This is a genomic window from Peptidiphaga gingivicola (genome assembly GCF_001652275.1).
Classification (GTDB): Bacteria; Actinomycetota; Actinomycetes; order Actinomycetales; family Actinomycetaceae; genus Peptidiphaga; species Peptidiphaga gingivicola.
Genome location: NZ_LVZK01000001.1, coordinates 1,306,926 through 1,327,866, shown reverse-complemented (window position 1 = coordinate 1,327,866; position 20,941 = coordinate 1,306,926). Strand labels below are relative to the sequence as shown.

Here is a 20,941-nt window from a genome sequence, read left to right as displayed (position 1 = left end):
CCCGAGCCGGCGAAGCCCGAGGCGCGGCCGGCTTGGCTGCGAGCACGCGGCCGGCCGGCGACGGCGCGCGTAGAATGCCGGTCAAAGGGCGAAACGCAATCTGCAAAGGAGTGTCCGTGAGCGCCGAGCGCCATCGATTCGGCGATCTGCTGTCCGCGATCGCCCGGTTGACCCCTGCGCAGCACTCGCTTCTGACCGCCGTCTCACGCCACAACGTCCCGGTGACCGTCACCCAGCTGGCCAAGGAAAGCGGCCTGCACTCCTCATCCGTTCGCGAGACCATCGAAGCCCTCTACAATTCGGGGTTGGTCACCCGCGAACAGCTGCCGATTTCGGGGCGCGGCAGGCCGGCTCTCGGATACCTCACGCTCGCCCCCGCGAACGCCGCCTTCGCCGGCCAGCTCCTTGAACAAAGCGTTTCGGCGATGCTCGCCTGGCTCCGCGCTAACGCCTCCAATCCGACCGAGGCGGCCTACGACATCGGCGCAAGGTGGGGAGAGCAGGCCGTGTCCGACAGAGAGTCGGCCGCGTTCCTAGACGGCCCGAAAGCCTCCGGTCGCTCAGACTCCCCCGTCGCGAGCCACGCCGACTGCATTCGCCGCTTTCTCACGAACATGGGTTTTGCGGCAACCTCGCATCCGACTTCCCCGTCGTGCCTCATCCTCAACGCCTGCCCGTACACCGACCCCGCCTTTCCGGACCCGCTCGCCCTCGAATTGCGCCGCGGCGCCGTCGAGCGGATCGTCCAGGCCGCCTGCGGCGCGGACGTCGACGTCGAATTCGCCGCCGACCCGGACAACCCGGTCGTCGCGAAGGTGACGCTGTGCGAAGGGAAGGGCCGGCAGGCGGCGGGCAGCGGGCGGCTGACCGTGCGCTTCTACGGAGGCGCCGCCGAGGCGGTCCAGACCGACAGCATGACGTTCCCGCGCTCCTCGGCACCCGCGACCCTTCGTGCGCTCATAGACGAGCTTGCCGCCGAGTTCCCCGACTTCGCACGAGTTGCCGACATTTCCTCGTTTCTCGTCGACGAACGCGAGTCGGGAGCGGACACGCCTCTTCGCGACGGCGCCGTCGTCGAGGTGCTGCCGCCGTTCGCGGGAGGGTGAGATGCTCGACGTCGTTCACACCGGTCTGACGGCCCAGCGGCTGGACGCCGCCGCAATTTGCAAGGATGCGCACGACCCGCGTTGCGGCGCCGTGGCGATGTTCCAGGGAACCGTCCGCGATCATTCGAGCGGTGCGACCGTGGCCGCGCTCGAGTACACGGCGCACCCCTCGGCCGCGCGCATCCTGCGGTCGATCGCGGAAGGCCTGACCCTGCGCCAGGGCGTTCACCGCGTCGAGGCCTGGCATCGAACGGGGCTGCTGGACGTCGGCGACGTCGTCATGGTGGTCGCGGTGGCCGCCGAGCACCGGTCCCAGGCCTTTGCCGCGGCCGAGGCTCTGGTGGACGAAGTCAAGGCTCGCCTGCCGGTGTGGAAAAAGCAGATCATGGCCGACGGCAGCCACCGCTGGTCCGGATTGGAGTCCGCGTGAGATTCGACGTTTCAGAGCATCGCGCATTCCTCGAGGGGCTCGTTGAGCCGTTGGAACCGCTCGAATGCGCCATCGACGCCCTGCCCTACGGGACCGGCCGCGAGGGTGTGCCGCCGCTCGCTGACGCCCGGCCCGGCGCCGTCTGGCCGGGCAGTTCGGCTCCGCCTGTCGCTGCGGGCTCGGCGGGGCTCGTGTTGGCGCGGGAAGTGGTCGCCCGTCTGAGCGTGCCCCCGTTCACAAACTCCGCGATGGACGGCTTCGCCGTCCGCCACGCCGACGTCGCCCGCGTTCCGGCCACGCTGCCCGTCTGCGGGGACGTGGCAGCCGGGGATACGCGCAAACGCACGCTCAAGCCGGGGACGGCGGTTCGCATCATGACGGGAGCGGCGATGCCCGACGGCGCGGACACCGTCGTCAAGGTGGAAGACACGGATCATGCGCCCGGCGTGAGCGAGGCGCCCCCGACGGTGACGATTCGAGCGGCCCAGGCTCCGGCCGCCAATGTGCGCTTCAAGGGCGAAGACCTCGATGCGGGCGCGCCCGTCCTTCCCGCGGGCGTCGTGCTCTCCCCCGCCGCGGTCTCGGCTGCGGCCTCGGCGGGCTGCGGGACGCTCTTCGTCCGGCCCCGTCCGCGCATCGGAATTCTCACCACGGGAAGCGAACTCGTCGCTCCGGGCGAGGAACTCGCCGAGGGCCGCATCCCGGACTCGAACGGAGCCCTTCTGGCCGGGCTCGCGGCGCAGGCGGGAGGCGACGTCGTCGCCAGATGGCGCAGCGCGGACGACCCCGAGGCCCTGCTCGCGATTCTGGCGTCCGCGCCGGAGATCGATCTGCTCGTCACCGCGGGGGGCATATCCGCGGGGGCGTACGAGACGGTGCGGCAGGCCCTTTCCGGCCCCACAATGCGCTTCCACCACGTCGCCCAGCAGCCCGGGGGGCCTCAGGGCGCAGGGGTCGCCCTCGTCGGCGGAAGGCCTGTGCCCGCTGCGTGCCTGCCGGGCAACCCGGTGTCGGTCTACGTCAGCTTCCATGTGTACGTCGCCGGCATGATCCGGGTTCTCGCGGGGCGCTCCAGCACCGTCGAGCCGACGGTCCGGCAGGCGGTTGCGGGCGGCGAATGGACTTCGCCTCGCGGGAAAGTCCAGTTCATCCCCCTGCGTTTGGACGGCGGGCGCGCGTTCCCCATTCACGAACTCGGTTCGCGCTCGCACCTGGTCGCCTCGCTTCCCTCGGCGGACGGGCTCGGCGTCGTGCCGGCCGACGTCGAACGCGTGATGCCCGGCGACACGCTGGGATTCATTCCAACAGAAGGGAGCGCCAATGACTGACAGCGAAGGGGCCTCTCGCGGCGGCCTCGCCCATCTGCGCTCAGACGGCGCCGCGCACATGGTGGACGTGACGGCGAAAGAGCCGACGGTTCGCGAGGCGACGGCCGTGGCCCGCGTCGAGTGCTCCGACGCCGTCATGGCGCGGCTGAGCGAGGGCTCCGTGCCGAAGGGAGACGTGTTTGCGGTGGCGAGAGTCGCCGGGATCCAAGCCGCCAAGAAAACGCCCGCGCTGCTTCCCCTCGCCCACGTCGTAGGCCTCCACGGGTGCGAAGTGGACGTGGAACTGGCCGACGGCGGCGTGGCAATTCGCGCGACGGCGCGAACCGCCGACAGGACGGGCGTCGAGATGGAGGCGCTAACCGCCGTGACGGTCGCAGCACTCGCCGTCGTCGACATGGTCAAGGGAATCGACCGCTCGGCCGTGGTGGCGGAAGCGAAGATCGTCGCCAAATCCGGCGGGCGGTCGGGAAGCTGGGTCCGGCCGGAAGGCTGAGTCCTTCCGGGGAGTCGGGCCCGCTGAGGCAAGGCCGGGGAAGCCAAGTCTGCGGGCGGCCTCCGGCGACCAAACACGCCCCCGGACGCGACAAGCCCCTGCGACCGGGACAAAGCGCCTTTTCTGACGCGACAAGCCTCTCTGCGGACGCGACGAAGGGGCGGCGCCCCAGACAGAGCGCCGCCCCTTCGATTCGATTGCGCGTCGACCCGAGGCCGACCGCCTCTCGATTACTTCTCGACGACCGCGAGCACGTCGCGCGAGGACAGAATGATGTACTCGTCCGCTCCGTACTTGATCTCGGTCCCGCCGTACTTGGAGTAGATGACGACGTCACCCACCTTGACGTCGACGGGCACGCGATTGCCCTGATCGTCGACGCGGCCCGGCCCAACGGCCAAGACCTTGCCCTCTTGCGGCTTTTCCTTCGCCGTGTCCGGAAGGACGAGGCCGGAAGCCGTCGTGGTTTCTGCTTCGAGCTGCTGGATCACGATGCGATCCTCAAGCGGCTTGATGGAGACCGACACTGCGGATCCCCCTTCTATATACTCGTGCTTTGGTTGAGAAAGCCTGGACGCGGGACCCGCCGTCGCGGGGGCCGGGCCCGAACCGGGCACGCGCAGCTCTCGCTGCGCCTGATAAAAGATTAGCACTCGCATGCGATGAGTGCCAGCTTTTCGCCGTAGGCGCAGCGCCCCGTGCGAGACTTGATTCGTGGACGCTTTTCCCTCCCCGCCCCGAGACGCCGATTCTCCCCTTTCCGACGCCGATTCTCCCCGAAACGCGAGAGCATCCCGCAATCTCGCCGTCGCCCGCTGGCTCCTCGGCGACGCAGGACGGGCCGTTCTCGCCGCGCTTCCCCCGTACCGTTCAGACGACGTCTTCGCCCTCACTGCACGGCTGAGGCGCGAGGGGCTGGACGCCGACCAAGCGGCGTCCGCGCTCACGCTGTCCCGCCTGCGAGCGCGGGCCGCGGCCAAGTTCGGCGAGCGCGCGGGCGCGATGTTCTTCACCGCAGACGGATACGAGCAGGCGACCAGGCTGAGCGTCGGAGCCTTGCACGCGGCGCGTTTCGTCGAGGCGGGAGCGAGGCGGGTCATCGACTTCGGCTGCGGCATCGGAGCCGACTCGCTCGCGTTCACGCTCGCGGGACTCGACGTTGCGGCGATCGAATCGGACCCCGTGGCGGCCCTGTATGCGGCCGCGAATGCGCCGAAGGCGAAAGTGACGTGCGCTAACGGCCTCGCGACTGAGCTCCCCGACGCCGACGCGATATGGCTCGACCCAGCCAGGAGGGCCGAGGACGGCCGCAGGATCGCCTCCCCCGAACGCTGGATTCCGCCGTTCTCGCGCGCCCTGAGCCTTGCGAGGGGTTTCCCGCTGGCGGGAATCAAAGTTGCGCCCGGGATCGCCTATCACGCCTTGCCGCCGAGGGCGTTCGTCGAGTGGATCAGCGAGCGCGGCCAACTGCTCGAGGCCGTCGTCTGGCTCGGAATGGGAACGGGGCGTGCGGCGACGATCGACGGCGAGCGGCTCGACTCCGGCGCGAAGACCGCCGACGAGCCGGCGGTCTTCGTCGCCCCGCGCCCCCTCGGCCCCCTGCTGTTCGAGCCCGACCCCGCAATCGTCCGATCGGGCGGCATCGCGCGTCTGTGCGAGAAACACGGCCTCGCCCCGGTCTCAGAGGGCATCGCCTACCTCACGGGCGAGGCGGTCCCGCCGCATTGCGCGGCTTTCGAGGTCTTGGACGTCGTCGTTCCGGAGGCCAAGCGGATCAAGCGGTCCCTGGCCGCGCACGGGATCGGGCGGACGGAGGTCAAGAAACGCGGAACGGAGGTCGACGTCGCGGCGATGGCGAAGAAGCTCTCGGGCCGCGGCGGCGACGCCGGCGTCGTCCTCTTCTCCCCCGTCCTTGGCCGCCATCGGGCGATCGTCGCGCGGCGGACGGCCGTCACATTTTGATGCGGCCCAGGTCCATTCCCGTATCGACGGCAATGTCCAGGGAGGAAGGCTCGACGCCGTTTCTGACGAGCTCCCACCCGAGCGAGGCGATCATCGCCCCGTTGTCGGTGCAGTATCGGATGGGAGGGATCCTGACGGTCACGCCGGCCTTGGCGGCGCGCTCGGCGGCGAGTTCGCGCAGCCTCGAATTTGCGGAGAAACCGCCGCCGATCACGAGGGTGTCGCAATCGAAGACCTCGCAGGCCGTAAGGGCCTTGGCTGTCAGAACGTCGCAGACCGCTTCGGAGAAGCTAGCGGCGACGTCTTCCCTGTTCAGCTCCTCGCCTCGTTCGGCCAAGCGTTCGACGTAGCGGGCGACTGCGGTTTTCAAGCCCGAGAAGGAGAAATCGTAGGGGTGGCGCGCCTTGTCCTTGCCCTGCGAGAGCCCTCTCGGGAAGCGGATGGCGCAGCGGTCTCCCAGTCGCGCCAACCGGTCGATGTGCGCGCCGCCGGGGTACGGCAGGCCGAGCAGTCGCCCGACCTTGTCGAAGGCCTCGCCCGCGGCGTCGTCGAGCGTTCCGCCGAGTTCTTCGACGTCGGTCGCTATGTTGCCTGCCCGAAGGATCGACGAGTGCCCGCCGGAGACCACGAGGCCGATGAAATGCTCGGGGAACGGGCCGTCGACGAGCTCGTCGACGCACAGATGGCCGATGATGTGGTTGACGCCGTAGAGGGGCTTGCCCGCCGCGAGCGCCAGGGCCTTGGCGGCAGAAACGCCGACCGTCAGCGATCCGATCAGGCCCGGGCCCGCGGTGACGGCGATCGCGTCGACGTCGCCCAGCGCGACTCCCGCGCGTTCGAGCGCCTCGTCCAGTGTGGGAACGAAGGTTTGAAGGTGCGCGCGCGAGGCGATCTCGGGAATGATGCCGCCGTAACGCGCATATTCGTCCATCGACGTCGCGGTGACGTCGGCGAGGAGCTCCCCGTCGCGGACGACGGCGACTCCCGTCTCGTCGCAAGAAGTCTCAATGCCCAGAACCGTAATGCTCACGTCCCAGAATTCTAGCCGACGGAACGGCGCGGGTTAATCCTTCGCGGCTCCGCGCTTGCGGCGGACGGCAAGAGGGGCGCCTAGCTAATGGGAGATTCGCTCCGACCGTCCGAAGCGTCGGCTTCGCCGGTCCCGGCTTCGACGCCGCCGGATTCAGAGCGCCCTGCTTCGCTGTCGCCCAATCGGCCTTCTCCTGCGTCACAGCCGTATGCCCTGAGCCGCTGACGGGCCTGGGAGACGAGTTGCTCCGTCGTCGCCGAGTCTCCGAAGTTCGAACGGGCCAGATCTTCGTACTTTTGAACGGCTTCGCAATGCGCCTGGCGAACGACGTCGAGGATGAGCTGCGAAAGCGCCTCCGGCGTCAGAGAAAAGGCTTTGGCCGTCACTTTCACGTCGAGCGGCACGCCTCCCCCGTCGACTTCGACGCTCACTTCGCCGCCCTCGCTGCGCACAAACGCCTTCAAATCCTGCGCCTGCGCCGCGAAGACCTCGGCTCGCTGCACGTTTCTCTGCGCCTCGGCGAGCTGCTCGTCCAACCGAGCTTGAATGCCTTCTAGGCTGCTGGAAAACTCGGGAAGTTCCATAACACATTCCTTTCTGACGGAAAGCGCGGCCGACGGCCGCTCACGTGAAGGGGACGACGCCGCAGCACCGTTTCCGCGCCGTCGATCGCATGTGGCTGGGCGAACGAACCGTCCAAGGCGCGAAGCGAAACGAAGCGGCATGCGACGCCCTCATGCAGCATCCTAGTGCCTGAAAGCCAGGCGGTCCTCACTGCGGCCGCACCCGCGGGCCCGATCGTCGGCTCCGGCTTGGCAGCCCCGCCCATGCCGCCCCCGCCGCCACGGTTTGGACCCGAGCTTCCGCCCCGTCCGGCACGGCGACGAACCTCAAACGGCCCCGGCGATCTTGACGCGAACATCCCCCTCCCGACGCCGGCCTGAACATCCCCCTCCCGGCGCAGACCTGAACGTCCCCTCCTCCCGGCGCCAGCCTGAACGTCCCCTCCTACTGGCGCCAGCTCGGCGGACAAATCGGAGACATCGGCCCAGCCGCGTTTTTCCCCGGAACGACGCGCTTATCCCCAAAAGATGGCTACGTTGGAGTCCCCTCCCCCGAATTTCGGCTCTCATTTGCCCGCCAGATTGGGTACTGTGTAAACAAGTTCCTACCGACGAACCCACGCCGTTTATGAAACCCGGGCCACCATCCCCCACACGTCCCGCATCGCATCGGCGTCACAGCAAATCGAAACGAAGAACCGGCGACAAAGGAACGGAGAACGAATGTGAACGTGCCTTTCCTTCACATCTTCATCCTGCACGACTCCCAAGGATCGCATCCGCTGATCGACCTGCGGTCAGACTGGCGCGATTCCGCATCCGGTCGCCACGCGAGGCGGACGCTGCCCCTGCAGTGCGCCGCAGTCACGTTTACGAAGCCCCACAATTCGCACCACTGAAAGGAACCCATCATGACCAGCGACGACAACTCGCCGGCCCGACGTCGCAGACGAGGGCAGACGACTTCCTCCATGCAGCCTCGCTTCCCTTCAAACAGGGAAAACCACGACGCTTCGAAGTCTGGAGACCGCGTCTCCGAATCTGAAGTCCGCGTCCCGTCCCCCACGGAAGGCCCCGGCCCCTCCGAGGCAGAAGTCTTCAAAGCCTTTGCGAGCTGGAAGCTGCGCGAAAACCCAGACGCGTGGGTGGGCACGGTGGACGACTGGAACATCAACCCCTACGAAGACGCGTTCGTCATCTCCCCGAGCGGGCGTCGCAGGTCGAACCGGCTTCACCTCATCAAGGGCGAGAAGGGCATTGGATTCGCCCCGTCCATGATGAGCGTGGAAACCGCCTACCGCGAGCTCGTCTCCGGCACGGATTCGCACCGGCACTGCGAGAGCTGACCGAGCGCGTCTTGACTTCGAGTGCGCTTGAACTCGTAAGCTCCCTTCCATGGAAAGGATGCGCATAGGCCAAGTCGTTCAAGAAACGGGACTTTCGGCGTCGACCCTCAGGTACTACGAACGCGAGGGCCTCGTTTCGGTTGCGCGCGACGGGGCCGGAAGGCGCCTTTATGACGCCCAGGACGTCTCCTGGATACGGTTCCTCCAGCGTCTTCGCGCCGCGAGCATGCCGATAGGGCTTATGCGCCGGTATGCGCAGCTGCGCAAAGCGGGGCCCTCGACGCTCCGCGAACGTCTGGAGCTTCTTTGCGATTACGAAGCCGACGTCCGTTCCCGCATAGCCGAGCTTTCCACGCACGCGGACGCCTTGGACGCCAAAATCGCGCTTTATCGACAATGGATCGACGACGCCGAAGGCTCCAGGCAGACGCATATCCCCGATATCCATGGAAAGGAAAACGATGGACGAGAAGACCGACAAGAACCTGACCGCAGGCGATGAGCGCTTCGCCGCAGGCATGAGAATGCTCAACCGGGTCGACGGCGACGCCGGCGCGCGCGTGCTCGACTCACTGCGCGACGTCTGCCCCGAACTCGGGTACCACATCGTCGCCTGGGGATTCGGCGACATCTACTCGCGCGAGGGGCTTCGCCCGAGAGACCGGCAGCTCGTCACGCTCGGCATGCTCACGGCCCTTGGGGGCTGCGAGCCACAGCTCGAGGTGCACGTCGGCGCCGCGCTCAACGTGGGCCTTTCGCCGAAGGAAATCGTCGAAGCCATCCTTCACGCATCCGCCTACTGCGGATTTCCCCGGTCTCTGAACGCCATGTTTGCGGCCAAACGCGTCTTTTCGGAGCGAGGGCTCCTGCCGCTTGCCGACTGATTTGCACCTCGTCGTCGCCCGTTCTCCGCTCTGGGCATAGCTTCTGAACCAGTCTCTGACAAACAGCGGCGACTTCATTAGTGTAATGAATAAAGTCTTTCGACCAGACTCGAAAAGGCTTTCTATACATCTCGCACATGCCGTCCGCCCAAAAAGGAGGCGACATGTCGCGCCAAAGGAGACACACCAAAGGAGACAGAAGATGACCGACTATGTCGCCCTCGTCGTTTTCCCAGAGAGATCTACGGCGTATGAGGCCTTCAACAAGATAAGCCGCACGGCGCAAACGGGGGCCTTGTCGATTTCGGCGGGCGCCGTCGTCGAGAGGAATGCCAACGGAACGGTCGAAGTCGCCGAGCACATCGACGGCTTCAAGGGTTCCGGCGCCGCCGGGGGCGGGTTGCTCGGCATGGTCGTCGGAGTGCTCGGAGGACCGTTGGGCATGCTTTTCGGGCTCGGAGTGGGCGCGCTGGCGGGTTCTCTGGTCGACGCCGACAGGATCGACGTCGGAACCGAGGCGATCGCCGAATTCGGCCGGACTATCGCTCCGGGCTCCAATGCCATTCTGCTCGAAACGAGCGAGGGCACGACGGACGCGCTGGATCGGGTAGTCCGCGATCTGGGCGGAACGATCATCCGCCGCGAATCGTCCGAGGTGCTCGACGAGCTCGTCGCTCAGCAGGCCGCGGCCGAAGCTGCGGCGAAAGCGGCTCGCGAAAAAATACGCGACGAAAAGAAGTCCGCCCGCAAGGAGCAGCGCGAGGAGCGAATCGCCAAGCTCAAGGCGCGCTTCCAGCGCGACTGAGCGCGAGCTGGGCGGCGCGCAGCGCCGACCTCTCGTAGCGCAGTGCAAAATGAAAAGGGCGGGGCTCTCTTAGGGCCCCGCCCTTTTCACCGCGGCCGGAAGAATCAGGCCGCTTGCGCGTCTACCTCTGGCGGGCCTTGTGCCCGTAGGACTTGATGAGGTCGCGGTTGAGCAAGGAAATCAGCTCTAGGGGGATCTCCTTGGGGCACACGCTGGCGCATGCGCCGACGTTCGTGCAGCCGCCGAATCCCTCGTCGTCCTGCTGGGCCAGCATGTTGACCACCCTGTCGCGGCGCTCGGGCTGTCCTTGCGGGAGGAGGCCCAAGTGAACGACCTTCGCCGAGGTGAAGAGCATGGCCGAGCCGTTGGGGCAGGCCGCCACGCAGGCGCCGCAACCGATGCAGGCGGCGGCCTCGAAGGAGCGGTCGGCGTTGCCCTTCGGGACGAGCTGCGAATGCGCCTCGGGGGCGGCTCCGGTGTTGACCGAGATGTAGCCTCCGGCCTGGACGATGCGATCGAAGGCCGAGCGGTCCACGACAAGGTCCTTGATGACGGGGAAGCCCTTCGAACGCCACGGCTCGAGGGTGATCGTGTCGCCGTCCTTAAACGTGCGCATGTGCAGCTGGCACGTCGTAGTCCGCTTGGGCCCGTGCGGGTCGCCGTTGATGACGATGCCGCACTGGCCGCAGATTCCCTCGCGGCAGTCCGAGTCGAAGGCGAGAGGCTCCTTGCCTTCGTCGAAGAGCTCCTCGTTGAGGACGTCAAGCATCTCGAGGAACGAGGCGTGCTCGTCCACGTTGTCAAGCGTGTGCGTCTCGAAGTGGCCCGAATCGGACGGGCCGTTCTGACGCCAGTACTCCAGGTTGATTCTCACTTGTAACTCCGCTGCTTCATGTGGACGAATTCGTAGTCGAGGTCTTCCTTGTGGAGGATCGGCGGGTTGCCGTCGCCGGCGAACTCCCAAGCAGCGACATAGGCGTACTTGTCGTCGTGGCGAAGGGCCTCTCCTTCCGGAGTCTGCGATTCGACCCGGAAATGGCCTCCACAAGATTCCTCGCGGTGGAGAGCGTCGATGCACATGAGCTCGCCGAGCTCGAGGAAATCGGCGACTCGTCCTGCCTTCTCCAGAGAGACGTTCAGCTCCTCGGGCGTGCCGGGAACCTTGACGTTCTTCCAGAAGTCTTCACGCAGGGCTCGAATTTCGTGAATGGCTTGGCGCAACCCGTCGGCTTCGCGAGCCATTCCGCACCTCTCCCACATGATCGATCCTAGCTTCTTGTGGTAGTAATCGACCGAATGCTCGCCGTTGAGCCCCATGAGCGTGGCGATGCGAAGCCTGACTGACTCGCACGCCTCGACCACGGCGGGATCGTCGGGAGCAAGCGGCTCAAAGGGGCCAGAAGCTAGGTAGTCGTTCATCGTGTCGGGAAGAACGAAGTAGCCGTCCGCCAGGCCCTGCATGAGTGCGGAAGCGCCCAAGCGGTTGGCGCCGTGGTCGGAGAAGTTGGCTTCGCCCGCCACGTATAGGCCGTGCACCGAAGACTCCAGATCGTAGTCGACCCACAGTCCGCCCATCGTGTAGTGGACGGCCGGGTAGATGCGCATGGGCACCTCGTACGGGTCGTCGTCGGTGATCTGCTTGTACATGTCGAAAAGGTTGCCGTACTTGGCGGAGACCGCGGCCTTCCCCATGCGGTCGATCGCATCGGAGAAGTCGAGGTACACGCCCCTGGCTACTCCGTCGATCTTCGGGCCCACCCCGCGGCCCTCGTCGCACATGTTCTTCGCCTGCCGAGAGGCGATGTCGCGGGGAACGAGATTGCCGAAGGAAGGGTAGATGCGTTCGAGGTAATAGTCTCGGTCCTCTTCGGGGATCTGCCGAGGGTCCTTTTCGCAGTCCTCGGCCCGCTTGGGCACCCAGATGCGCCCGTCGTTTCGCAAGGACTCGGACATGAGCGTGAGCTTGGACTGGTAGTCCCCGTGCTGCGGAATGCAGGTCGGATGGATCTGCGTGTAGCACGGGTTGGCGAAGTAGGCGCCCTTGCGGTAGGCGCGCCAGATAGCCGACCCGTTGCATCCCATCGCGTTCGTGGAGAGGAAGAAGACGTTTCCGTATCCGCCGGTGGCGAGGACGACGGCGTCGGCGACGTGCGGCTCAATCTCGCCGGTGACCATGTCGCGGGCGACGATGCCCCGCGCACGGCCGTCCTTGACGATGAGCTCCATCATTTCGTGGCGGGAGAAGCTCTCGACCGTTCCCGCGGCCACCTGCCGTTGGAGGGCCTGATAGGCGCCGATGAGGAGCTGCTGGCCCGTCTGGCCTCGGGCGTAGAAGGTTCGCGAGACCTGGACGCCGCCGAAGGAGCGGTTGTCGAGATATCCGCCGTATTCGCGGGCGAAGGGGACTCCCTGGGCAACGCACTGGTCGATGATGTTGTTGGCGACCTCCGCCAGGCGGTAGACGTTCGCTTCGCGCGCCCGGAAGTCTCCGCCCTTGATCGTGTCGTAGAAGAGACGGTAGACCGAGTCGTTGTCGTTCTTGTAGTTCTTCGCCGCGTTGATTCCGCCCTGAGCAGCGATCGAGTGCGCGCGGCGAGCTGAATCCTGGTAGAAGAAGGCCTTGACGTTGTAGCCCATTTCGCCGAGCGACGCCGCAGCGGCTCCTCCGGCGAGCCCGGTTCCGACCACGATGATCGAAAGCTTGCGGCGGTTGGCCGGATTGACGAGCTTGGCGTCGAATTTGCGCTTCTCCCACTTGCCTTCGAGCGGGCCGGCGGGTGCCTTGGTGTCGGCGATCGCCGACCCTTCGGTGTAAAGAATCTGAGTCATGTCTGTCCCTGCTGGATGAGTGCGAGCACGGTGGCGCAGGTCGGCGCCCGTCGGATCTTGCGTGTGAAGAGTCTCAGCCATGTTCGCCCCTCACTCGATGAATCCGAAGGCTATGGCGAAAGGCGGAGCGAGGAAGCCGATGAACAAAGCCAGGCCGCACAGGGCGGAAAGCCCTTTGAGGAACGCCTCAGCCCCTCGCCGCCCCGCTCCCAGGGTCGTCAGCGCCGAGTAGAGGCCATGCCACACATGGAAGCTGACGAAAGTGACCGCGACGGTGTAGATGACGAGCGCACACACGGAGGCCCAGCTGTCCAAGTTGAAGGAGGCGACCATGCGCTCATACGGCGAGAGCCGATGGTAGTCGCCCCCGATCTGAATCTTCAACGCCGTGAAATGGAGGATGTGGAAGACGATGAACAGGAGGATCGTCACTCCGCCGACCTTCATCGTCTTCGACGGCCACGATTCCTTCTTCTTCGTCCCCGACTTCACCTTGTACCGGGTCCCGCGCGCTCTGTAGTTGCGAACGACGAGGTGGGCGGCGGCGCCCACGTGGCCGAGCAGAACGAGAATGAGGCAGATGCGGAAGATCCAGATGAACCAGCCGTGCGGGAGGATCGGGTAGAGCATGTCGTGCTTGAGCCACTCGGCGTAGTGGTTGTAAGCCTCGGGCCCGAAGAACATCTTGAGGTTTCCATACATGTGGAACAGGACGAAGATGACGAAGATCAGCCCGGTGAACGCCATGACGACTTTGAGTCCCACGGACGTCATCATGCCGCGCTTCTGTTTCAGTGAGTTATCCACACTTCGACTTTACCCAGTCAGGTCGAGAATACCGACGTCAGAATAGATAAAGGAACACATTGTTGTGTAATTAATCGGCGACTTTTCGGCAAAACTGCGAAGCATATGCGCCTTACGTCCCAGGATTCGAGGCAGGCGTCTCGATCCTCTCGGGCGGCGTCCCTCCGGCAGGCCCTCAGGAGGCCTCGCCCATGCTCAGGCGCATGACGAGGGCGTCGTCGTCGCTGTAATACCCTTTGCGCAGGCCGACGGCGGCGAACCCTCTGCCGGAATATAGCTTTTGGGCGATTGGGTCGCGCGAGCGAACCTCGAGGAAGACGTCCTCGGCTCCCCCGTTCCGCGCGCGTGCGAGCAGTTCGTCCAAGAGGGCGCCGCCGAGGCCGCGGCCGCGTTCCTTCCGGGCGACGGCGACGGTGAGCACTTCGGCCTCGGGCCCGAGGCCGACTCCTCCGGCCGCGACGATCTCGGGAACGGCCGCGATCCCTCCCTCGCGAACGATCGCAATGTAGACGCTGCGGCGGCTTGCGAGCTCCTGGACCCATTGCTCGAAGGGCCAGGCGTCGCGTCCGAAGGCCCGCACGTCGAAATCCGCCAAAGCGCGGGCCCAGCCGGGCGCGGGCGAGGCGAAGGAAAGGCCGGGAGGCAGGCTCATGCTCCGTGGACGTCGGGGCGGCGCAGGTACTGCGGTTCGGTGTCGAGGCGGACGTCCTCGCCGGCCTCCTTGCGCGCGAGGAGCGCAAGGGCGCGCCGAGCAAGGTGCTCGGGGCGGCATTCCACGGCCACGGCGCCGTCGAGCTCGGGGCAAAGGTCTGGATTGGGTGTGACGATCGCCGTCTCGGGCCCGGCGTGCAGGTCCGCGCGGGCCGCGATTTCGGGGCCGGAGACGACGGCGACGTCGTCGGGGCCGAGCGGGTGGGCGCGAAGAACGAAAAACTCGCGCCTCCTGGCGTCGATGACGGCGAGGATGTCGTCCAGCCCTCGCATCGCGCCGCCGAGTGCCAGCGCCTCCAGAGAAGAGACTCCATAGAGCGGGACGCCCCAGGCGCGCGAGAGGGCGCGGGCAGTCACGAGCCCGGCGCGCAGCCCGGTGAAGGCGGCCGGGCCGGTTCCCGCGACGATCATGTCCGGGCGGCGCCCTCCGGTCGCCCTCTCGACCATCGGGGCCAGGCTCTCCGCGTGGCGGCGCGCGTCCGCGGAGCGCTCACACGCGATCTCCTCAAGCGTCGTCCCTGCCTCGACTACGCCGACGATCGACCGATCCGAGGTGTCGACAGTCAGTATTCTCAACGTTCTTCTCCGTCCCTTCCTTCGCCCCGGCTGGGCGGCATCTCGTAGACCCTCACGATCTCGCCGGTGTCAAACCGGATGGTCCTCGAACCGTCGTTCGATTGCCCCGAACGGCTGGAAGTCGCGGCGCGCAAGCCCTCCCGCGAGGGGCGCCCGCCTCCGCTCCGGTCGGCGCCGCGCCCTTCGCCGACGGGCTCCGAAGCGCCCGCCCGCCGCTTGACGACAGCGCGGCGAATCCACACCGCCGCACCGAGAGCCCCGAAAAGCAGGATCAAGCCGGCGACGACGATCTTCAGCACCGTCGAATCCCCTTGACGCCGAGCGGCTTTCTTCGCCGCGCTGGACGAATGCCCGGATGCCGCGTCGCGAAGGGAGTCGCGCACGGAGGCGAACTCCCTGAGCGTCAGCTGGCCGGCGACCACCTTCCGGGCGCGCGGGTCGAGCGGTCGGACGTGGCCGTCTTGCGTCAGAAGAAACCAGCCTTGAGTGAGCGGATCGACGACGACGGTCGTGTTGGGAGTCCTGTTGGCAAGCTCTTTTCCGAAGGCCTCTTCGGCCGTGAATATCGGGGTTCCGACCTTGCCGTCGGTCACCTTGACGGCGATTGTGCCGAGCACTTTGTCCCCCGATTTGACGGGCGCCGCCCAATACTCGGAGCCAGTCACGCGCAGATCGTCTTTGTCGCCCGCGAAAACGGAGGCATGCGTCGGCTCACCGACCTTGACGTCATACCGTGAGCCAAATGTGTCGCCGGCTTTGCTCCGGGCGGCGTCTTCGGCGGAGCGGCTGAACCAGCTTGTCGCGGTTGAAGAATCCGAGTCCGTCGCGAAAGCCGGAGCGCCGAAGGCCGTTGCGGGGGCCGTGGCAATGGCCGCTGCGGCGATCGCCGCCTGTAGAGTCCTCTTCACCGACCGGCCTCGAGCCCTCGGAGAATTTCGCGGGATCTCTCGCCCGTGGCTTCGAAAGTCAGCTTTCGGGGGCAATCGGCTCCGATCTCCTCGCCGCCCGTCGGCCGGGCGACCTTGATCGTCAGGCGGTCGGGCGTGAGCACCTCGACTTTCCCTTCGCCCCATTCGACGACGGTCGCCGACGCGTCGAGGGAGGCATCCAGGTCGAGGGCGTCGACTTCGTCGAGCGATTCGAGCCTGTACGCATCGACGTGAACCAAATCGGGCCCGTCGCCAAGCGACCTGTGGACGTTGGCGATGACGAAGGTCGGCGAGGCGACTCGCCCCGTCACCCCCATGCCCTCGGCTATCCCGCGGGTCATCGTCGTCTTGCCCGCGCCCAGCGGGCCGTCGAGCATGACGAGGTCGCCCGCAGCCAGAAGCGAGCCGAGACGAACGCCGAAGGCGTGCATGGCATCGGCGTCGTCGATAATCAGTTCTTCCATAGCGTCACCCATGATAGCGTCGCGGAACCCTCGCCCCAAGGCGGGTGACAATCTCATACCCGATCGTTCCGCAGGCCTGCGCCCATTCGTCCGCGCTCGGCAGGTCTCCCGCCCCGAATAGGAAGGCCGTGTCGCCCGCCGTGGCCGCCTCGGGAACGTCGACGACGAACTGGTCCATGCACACCCGCCCGCGTATGCGAGTGCGGACCCCGCCGACGCTGACGGGGCCGACGCCGGATGCGGCGCGCGGGATCCCGTCGCCGTAGCCCAGGGGCACGACCCCCAAGCGCGTCGGCGCCTCTGTTTTCTCGGTGTGTCCATATGAGATCGGCGTCTGCGCGGGGACGCCGCGTTCGAGGATGAGGCTCGCAGAAAGCTCCATCGCGGGCGTCAGGCCGAGCTCGCGCGCCGTCGCCACCTCCGGATTGGGGGAAAGCCCGTACAGGACGATGCCCGGCCTGACCATGTCGTATCTCGCCGCCGGATGCCACAGAGCGCCTCCGGAGGCGGCGAGGTGAAGGATCTCCGGCTCGATTCCTTCTGAGCGTGCGGCGGCCCTGGCCTGCTCGAAACGCTCGATCTGCCTCTCGGTGGCCCCGGATTCGGGCTCGTCGGCCCGGGCGAGGTGGCTCCACAGCCCGACGACTGCCAGCAGCCCGTCGGCCTGAAGCGCCCTGAGCCTGCGGGAGGCCTCGGCGACGTCGGCGAGGTTGAATCCGCCGCGGGCCATGCCCGTGTCGACCTTGAGGTGGACCTTGGCAGTCGTGCCCGTTTCCCTCGCTGCCCGGGCAATCTCGTCGATCGCCCAGAAGGCGCCGGCGGACAATTCGACGTCTGCTCGCAGCGCCTGGGCGAGGGGCGCCCCGGGTGCGAAGATCCAGGTGAGTATGCGAGGCCCGGGGCCGACCTCTTCTCTGAGCGCAAGGGCCTCGCCAAGCTGGGCCGCACCGAGATAGTCCGCCGCGGGCGCGAGGGCGCGGGCGACCTCGGCGCGCCCGTGCCCGTACGCGTCAGCCTTGACGACGGCGAGAACGGCCGCTTCCCCCGCCGCCTCGCGGACGGAAGAAAGGTTTGACCGGATGGCCGAAAGGTCGATTCGGGCCTCGGCAGGGTAATAAGAGATCACGATTCCTCCCGCGCTGTGCGTGCGCATTCGTCAATTTTCTGCATGGGACGCCGGCCTCCGCTCACGCGGGCCCTCCGCATGTGGAAGGCTGAAGCGGAGGCACCCGGCGCGTGGTAGCCGGATCCTTCTTCTGAGCCGCCGCCCGCAAGGGCGGCCCGAACAACCGCCGGGACGTTTCGAACGATGTCGCTCGCCCGCATCGGCCCGTTTTCACTTGCAAGCCCGTGGACGCACGCGGCTGCGGCCGCGGCTCGCGCGGGCTCGAGGCCGGCGGCCAAGAGGGCGCCGAGCAAGCCCGCGTAAACGTCGCCCGCGCCCGCAACGGCCCGCCAGGCGGGGCCTGACTGCGCGTACACGGGGCTTCCCGGCGAAACGACGACGTCGACGGGGCCCTTGAGCACGACGGTCGCGCCCGTGAACTCGCTCGCCAGCTTGGCGGCCGCAGCCGGACACGCGGCGATGCCCTCGCGGGAGCCCTCGATTCCCAGGCGGGAGAATAGCGCCGCCAGCTCCCCGGCGTGCGGAGTGAGGACCGTCGCGGGCGTCATGCCACGCTCGGCCCAGGCGAGGGCGCCCGCGTCAAGGACGGCGGGCGCCGTCCATCCCTCGCTTCGGAGTCCGTCGACGATAGGCTCAGCGCGAGCAAGGGCTTCCCTGTCGAGCCCGGGCCCTATGACCCAGGCGTCGACGCGCCCCTCCCCCAGAACCGCTTCGGGACAGGACGAAACGACAGCCGAACCGAGCGTTCCCGCGTAGCGGACCATGCCGGGCCCCGCAGCCAGGGCCGCGTCGACGCACAGGAACCCCGCCCCCGGGTAGCTTGCCGAGCCTGCCGCGACGCCGACCACTCCCCTCGTGTACTTGTGCGAGGAGGGCCCGGGAACGGGCCACAGGAGCGGAAGGTCGGCACGCTCGATCGAGACGAGGTCGGGGCTGGGAAAGCCGGCGTCGATGTCGGCGACGTCAAGCGCCGCGCAGCCTGCGGCGCGGGCGGCGGCTGACAGGCAGAGCCCGATGTCCGCCGTTTCGACGCGCCCCGCATACCTGCGCGCAGGGTCGAGAAGGAGACCCGGCTTGGGCGCGCCCATCGTCACGGTGAGGTCGGCGCGCAAGATCGGGCCGGGCGCTGCGCCGTCGTCCGTTCCAATTCCGGAAGGCACATCGACGGCGACGACGAGCGGCCCGGCTCCGGCCGACCGTCCCGCCTCCGGCAGCAGCGCGGAGCCTTCCCGCGAGCCCTCGAGGCGTTCGACGAGCGACGCAAAAGGCCCGCGCAGCCCGCCGCGGGCTCCGATGCCCAGAATTCCGTCGATCCAGACGTCGGCGCGGGCCGCTTCCCGGACGACGGCGTCGATGTCGGCGACGTCAAGCACAGCGCAGCCTGCGGCGCGGGCGGCGGCAAGGCCCGCCCCATGCGCGCCCTCGGCGACGACCGCAGCGACGCCCATGCCTCGCCGGGCGAGGAACGCAGCGGCGAAAAGGGCGTCTCCCCCGTTGTTCCCGCGTCCGACGAGGGCGAGGGCCCTCCTGCCGTACGATCCGCCGAGAAGCCGCAAGACCGCCAGTGCAAGGGCGCCCGAAGCCCGCTCCATGAGGGGAACGCCCGCGGCCAAGAGCGGCGCTTCGGCCTCGCGGACCTTCCGGGCACCGAATGCCCGGATCATTCGACCGTCACGGACTTCGCCAGGTTGCGCGGCTTGTCGACGTCGTATCCCTTGACCGAGGCCAGCTCGCAGGCGAAAATCTGCAATGGCACGACCGTCACGAGCGGCATCATGAGCGTGGGCGTCGACCGAGGCACCCAGAAGACGCGGGTCGCGTAGCTTGCGGCCTCCTCGTCGCCTTCCTCCGCGATGACGATGACGCGGGCGCCGCGGGCCTTGACCTCTTGAAGGTTCGAGATGACCTTGGAGTGAAGGAGGGGGCGCCGCGGCGTCGGCACGATGACGAAAACCGGCAGCCCCTCTTCGATGAGCGCGATGGGGCCGTGCTTGAGCTCGCCGGCTGCGAATCCCTCGGCGTGGATGTAGGCAAGCTCTTTCAGCTTGAGCGCGCCCTCGAGGGCGACGGGGAAGCCCACGTGGCGGCCGAGGAAAAGAACCGAGGTGACGTCGGCCATCGAACGGGCGAGCGTGCGGACCTGCTCTTCTTCGGCCAGCACCTCCTCGATGCGGCTGGGCATCTTGCCCAGCTCGTCCAGATAGGTGGCGACTTCGTCGACGTATTTGTTCCCGCGGAGCTCGGACAGGTAGAGGCCCAAAAGGTAGCAGGCCGTGATCTGGGCGATGAACGCCTTCGTCGAGGCGACGGCCACCTCTGGCCCCGCGTGAGTGTAGAGAACCGCGTCGGATTCGCGCGCGATCGTCGATCCATGGGTGTTGACGATGGCGAGCACCTTCGAGCCCTGCTCGCGGGCGTGGCGAATGGCCATGAGGGTGTCCATTGTCTCGCCCGACTGCGAAATCGCCACAACAAGCGTCTTTTCGTTGACGACGGGGTCCCGATAGCGGAATTCGTGCGCCAGCTCGACCTCGACCGGCACGCGGCACCAGTGCTCGATCGCGTATTTTGCGACGTGTCCGGCGTATGCGGCTGTTCCGCAGGCGACGACGATGATCTTGTCCACCGAACGCAGAACCGACTCGTCGATGCGAAGCTCGTCGAGGTGGAGGCGCCCGTCGAGGCTCGTGCGCCCGCGCAGCGTCTCGGCCACGGCCTTGGGCTGCTCGTGGATCTCCTTGTCCATGAACGTCTCGTACCCGTCCTTCACGGCGGCGGAGAGGTCCCAATTGACCTCGAAGCGCTTGCCCTCGGCGGGCCTGCCCTCGAAATCGACCACCGTGACCTCGTCGGCGGTGATGCTGACCGCCGTGTCCTGGCCGAGTTCGAGCGCGTCCGACGTCGAGCCGACGAACGCCGCCACGTCCGATCCCAGGAAGTTCTCGCCCTCCCCCAGGCCGACGACGAGCGGCGAGTTCCTGCGCGCTGCGACGACCTCGGAGTCGCCGGCCATCCCCACGAGGGTGAAGGAACCTTGCAGACGCGAGGCCAAGCGGCACATTGCCGCAAGAAGGTTGCCGTCCTTCGCGTATTCGAGGGCGAGGTGGTGGGCGGCTATCTCCGTGTCGGTCTCCGACCGGCGAAAGATTCCCCGACGATCGAGTTCGAGCGCCAGTTCGGGGTAGTTTTCGATGATTCCGTTGTGGACGACGGCGACGGCGCCGTCGAAGCTGACGTGAGGATGCGCATTTTCATCCGTGGGGCCGCCGTGGGTTGCCCATCTGGTGTGTCCGATGGCGGCTGTGCCCGGGGGCAGCGGGCTATGAGCAAGCGCCGCCCGGAGGTTGTCGAGCCGACCGGCCCTTTTGACCGCGCTCATCCCCTCTGGTCCGGCGACGGCGACGCCGGCGCTGTCGTACCCCCGGTACTCCAAACGGGCGAGGCCCTCGAGAACGACGTCCAGCGGGCGGGAGCCCGCGGGACCATGACCGACGTATCCAACGATTCCGCACATGGCAGTAATCTAACCACACTCGGGCGCGTGTTTTAAGC

General features: G+C 67.1%; 22 protein-coding genes. 9 read left to right on the top strand and 13 right to left on the bottom strand.

Annotation, left to right across the window (positions count from 1 at the left end; translation table 11 throughout):
* The first annotated feature begins 116 nt into the window (after window positions 1–116).
* Genes A4H34_RS05555 through moaC form a run of 4 tightly spaced genes read left to right on the top strand, consistent with a single transcriptional unit; the run spans window position 117 to window position 3,357 of the window.
* On the top strand, window positions 117–1,106 hold the full coding sequence (locus tag A4H34_RS05555; RefSeq protein ID WP_197480426.1) for a MarR family transcriptional regulator: 990 nt from the start codon (window positions 117–119) through the stop codon (window positions 1,104–1,106).
* A 1-nt stretch (window position 1,107) separates the two neighbouring features.
* The gene (locus tag A4H34_RS05550) at window positions 1,108–1,536 is read left to right on the top strand and encodes a molybdenum cofactor biosynthesis protein MoaE (RefSeq protein ID WP_064231326.1); all 429 of its coding nucleotides are present in this window, start codon (window positions 1,108–1,110) and stop codon (window positions 1,534–1,536) included.
* The gene (locus tag A4H34_RS05545) at window positions 1,533–2,864 is read left to right on the top strand and encodes a molybdopterin molybdotransferase MoeA (RefSeq protein ID WP_064231325.1); all 1,332 of its coding nucleotides are present in this window, start codon (window positions 1,533–1,535) and stop codon (window positions 2,862–2,864) included. The genes A4H34_RS05550 and A4H34_RS05545 overlap by 4 nt, the downstream gene beginning before the upstream one ends.
* Window positions 2,857–3,357 (top strand): cyclic pyranopterin monophosphate synthase MoaC, encoded by a 501-nt coding sequence (gene moaC / locus A4H34_RS05540; protein WP_009199167.1) that lies wholly within the window; start codon window positions 2,857–2,859, stop codon window positions 3,355–3,357. Before A4H34_RS05545 ends, moaC begins: the two co-directional genes overlap by 8 nt.
* Window positions 3,358–3,587: 230 nt before the next feature.
* On the opposite strand, the gene groES is transcribed toward moaC, so the two are convergent.
* On the bottom strand, window positions 3,588–3,884 hold the full coding sequence (gene groES, locus A4H34_RS05535; protein ID WP_040322758.1) for a co-chaperone GroES: 297 nt from the start codon (window positions 3,882–3,884) through the stop codon (window positions 3,588–3,590).
* A 187-nt stretch (window positions 3,885–4,071) separates the two neighbouring features.
* On the opposite strand from groES, the gene A4H34_RS05530 reads away from it, so the two are divergent.
* A complete protein-coding gene (locus A4H34_RS05530) occupies window positions 4,072–5,319 on the top strand; it encodes a class I SAM-dependent methyltransferase (protein WP_082903083.1) in 1,248 nt (415 codons plus the stop codon).
* Here the strand turns inward: A4H34_RS05530 and tsaD are convergent.
* Together tsaD and A4H34_RS05520 are read right to left on the bottom strand one after the other, a co-directional pair.
* On the bottom strand, window positions 5,309–6,349 hold the full coding sequence (gene tsaD / locus A4H34_RS05525) for a tRNA (adenosine(37)-N6)-threonylcarbamoyltransferase complex transferase subunit TsaD (RefSeq protein ID WP_064231324.1): 1,041 nt from the start codon (window positions 6,347–6,349) through the stop codon (window positions 5,309–5,311). The two genes, A4H34_RS05530 and tsaD, sit on opposite strands and share 11 nt — an antisense overlap.
* A gap of 80 nt (window positions 6,350–6,429) precedes the next feature.
* Window positions 6,430–6,933: a YbaB/EbfC family nucleoid-associated protein gene (locus tag A4H34_RS05520; protein WP_009199171.1), complete on the bottom strand. Its 504-nt coding sequence runs from the start codon at window positions 6,931–6,933 to the stop codon at window positions 6,430–6,432.
* Between the two features lie 890 nt (window positions 6,934–7,823).
* On the opposite strand from A4H34_RS05520, the gene A4H34_RS05515 reads away from it, so the two are divergent.
* From A4H34_RS05515 to A4H34_RS05500, 4 genes are all read left to right on the top strand, one after another.
* Entirely contained in the window at window positions 7,824–8,258 is a 435-nt protein-coding gene (locus tag A4H34_RS05515) for a hypothetical protein (RefSeq protein WP_064231323.1), read from the top strand.
* A gap of 49 nt (window positions 8,259–8,307) precedes the next feature.
* Window positions 8,308–8,760: a MerR family transcriptional regulator gene (locus tag A4H34_RS05510; RefSeq protein ID WP_082903081.1), complete on the top strand. Its 453-nt coding sequence runs from the start codon at window positions 8,308–8,310 to the stop codon at window positions 8,758–8,760.
* Complete coding sequence (locus A4H34_RS05505) at window positions 8,720–9,142, top strand: carboxymuconolactone decarboxylase family protein (protein WP_064231321.1); 423 nt, start codon at window positions 8,720–8,722, stop codon at window positions 9,140–9,142. The genes A4H34_RS05510 and A4H34_RS05505 overlap by 41 nt, the downstream gene beginning before the upstream one ends.
* Before the next feature lie 202 nt (window positions 9,143–9,344).
* Entirely contained in the window at window positions 9,345–9,947 is a 603-nt protein-coding gene (locus tag A4H34_RS05500; RefSeq protein WP_064231320.1) for a DUF1269 domain-containing protein, read from the top strand.
* A 121-nt stretch (window positions 9,948–10,068) separates the two neighbouring features.
* Here A4H34_RS05500 and A4H34_RS05495 read toward each other — a convergent pair whose 3' ends face one another.
* From A4H34_RS05495 to glmS, 10 genes are all read right to left on the bottom strand, one after another.
* The gene (locus A4H34_RS05495; RefSeq protein WP_009199178.1) at window positions 10,069–10,821 is read right to left on the bottom strand and encodes a succinate dehydrogenase/fumarate reductase iron-sulfur subunit; all 753 of its coding nucleotides are present in this window, start codon (window positions 10,819–10,821) and stop codon (window positions 10,069–10,071) included.
* A complete protein-coding gene (locus A4H34_RS05490) occupies window positions 10,818–12,776 on the bottom strand; it encodes a fumarate reductase/succinate dehydrogenase flavoprotein subunit (RefSeq protein ID WP_064231706.1) in 1,959 nt (652 codons plus the stop codon). Before A4H34_RS05490 ends, A4H34_RS05495 begins: the two co-directional genes overlap by 4 nt.
* Before the next feature lie 90 nt (window positions 12,777–12,866).
* A complete protein-coding gene (locus A4H34_RS05485) occupies window positions 12,867–13,583 on the bottom strand; it encodes a succinate dehydrogenase cytochrome b subunit (protein WP_040322763.1) in 717 nt (238 codons plus the stop codon).
* 175 nt (window positions 13,584–13,758) lie between these two features.
* The gene (locus tag A4H34_RS05480; RefSeq protein WP_009199181.1) at window positions 13,759–14,235 is read right to left on the bottom strand and encodes a GNAT family N-acetyltransferase; all 477 of its coding nucleotides are present in this window, start codon (window positions 14,233–14,235) and stop codon (window positions 13,759–13,761) included.
* Window positions 14,232–14,870 (bottom strand): tRNA (adenosine(37)-N6)-threonylcarbamoyltransferase complex dimerization subunit type 1 TsaB, encoded by a 639-nt coding sequence (gene tsaB / locus A4H34_RS05475; protein WP_064231319.1) that lies wholly within the window; start codon window positions 14,868–14,870, stop codon window positions 14,232–14,234. The genes A4H34_RS05480 and tsaB overlap by 4 nt, the downstream gene beginning before the upstream one ends.
* Complete coding sequence (locus tag A4H34_RS05470) at window positions 14,867–15,778, bottom strand: hypothetical protein (protein ID WP_064231318.1); 912 nt, start codon at window positions 15,776–15,778, stop codon at window positions 14,867–14,869. The genes tsaB and A4H34_RS05470 overlap by 4 nt, the downstream gene beginning before the upstream one ends.
* Window positions 15,775–16,263: a tRNA (adenosine(37)-N6)-threonylcarbamoyltransferase complex ATPase subunit type 1 TsaE gene (gene tsaE / locus A4H34_RS05465; protein WP_231870960.1), complete on the bottom strand. Its 489-nt coding sequence runs from the start codon at window positions 16,261–16,263 to the stop codon at window positions 15,775–15,777. The genes A4H34_RS05470 and tsaE overlap by 4 nt, the downstream gene beginning before the upstream one ends.
* Window positions 16,264–16,267: 4 nt before the next feature.
* Window positions 16,268–17,416 carry an alanine racemase gene (alr, locus tag A4H34_RS05460; protein WP_064231317.1) on the bottom strand — a complete coding sequence of 383 codons (1,149 nt, stop codon included), beginning with the start codon at window positions 17,414–17,416 and terminating at the stop codon, window positions 16,268–16,270.
* Entirely contained in the window at window positions 17,386–19,053 is a 1,668-nt protein-coding gene (locus A4H34_RS05455) for an NAD(P)H-hydrate epimerase (RefSeq protein ID WP_064231316.1), read from the bottom strand. The genes alr and A4H34_RS05455 overlap by 31 nt, the downstream gene beginning before the upstream one ends.
* Window positions 19,050–20,903 carry a glutamine--fructose-6-phosphate transaminase (isomerizing) gene (glmS, locus tag A4H34_RS05450; protein ID WP_064231315.1) on the bottom strand — a complete coding sequence of 618 codons (1,854 nt, stop codon included), beginning with the start codon at window positions 20,901–20,903 and terminating at the stop codon, window positions 19,050–19,052. The genes A4H34_RS05455 and glmS overlap by 4 nt, the downstream gene beginning before the upstream one ends.
* Window positions 20,904–20,941 lie beyond the last annotated feature (38 nt).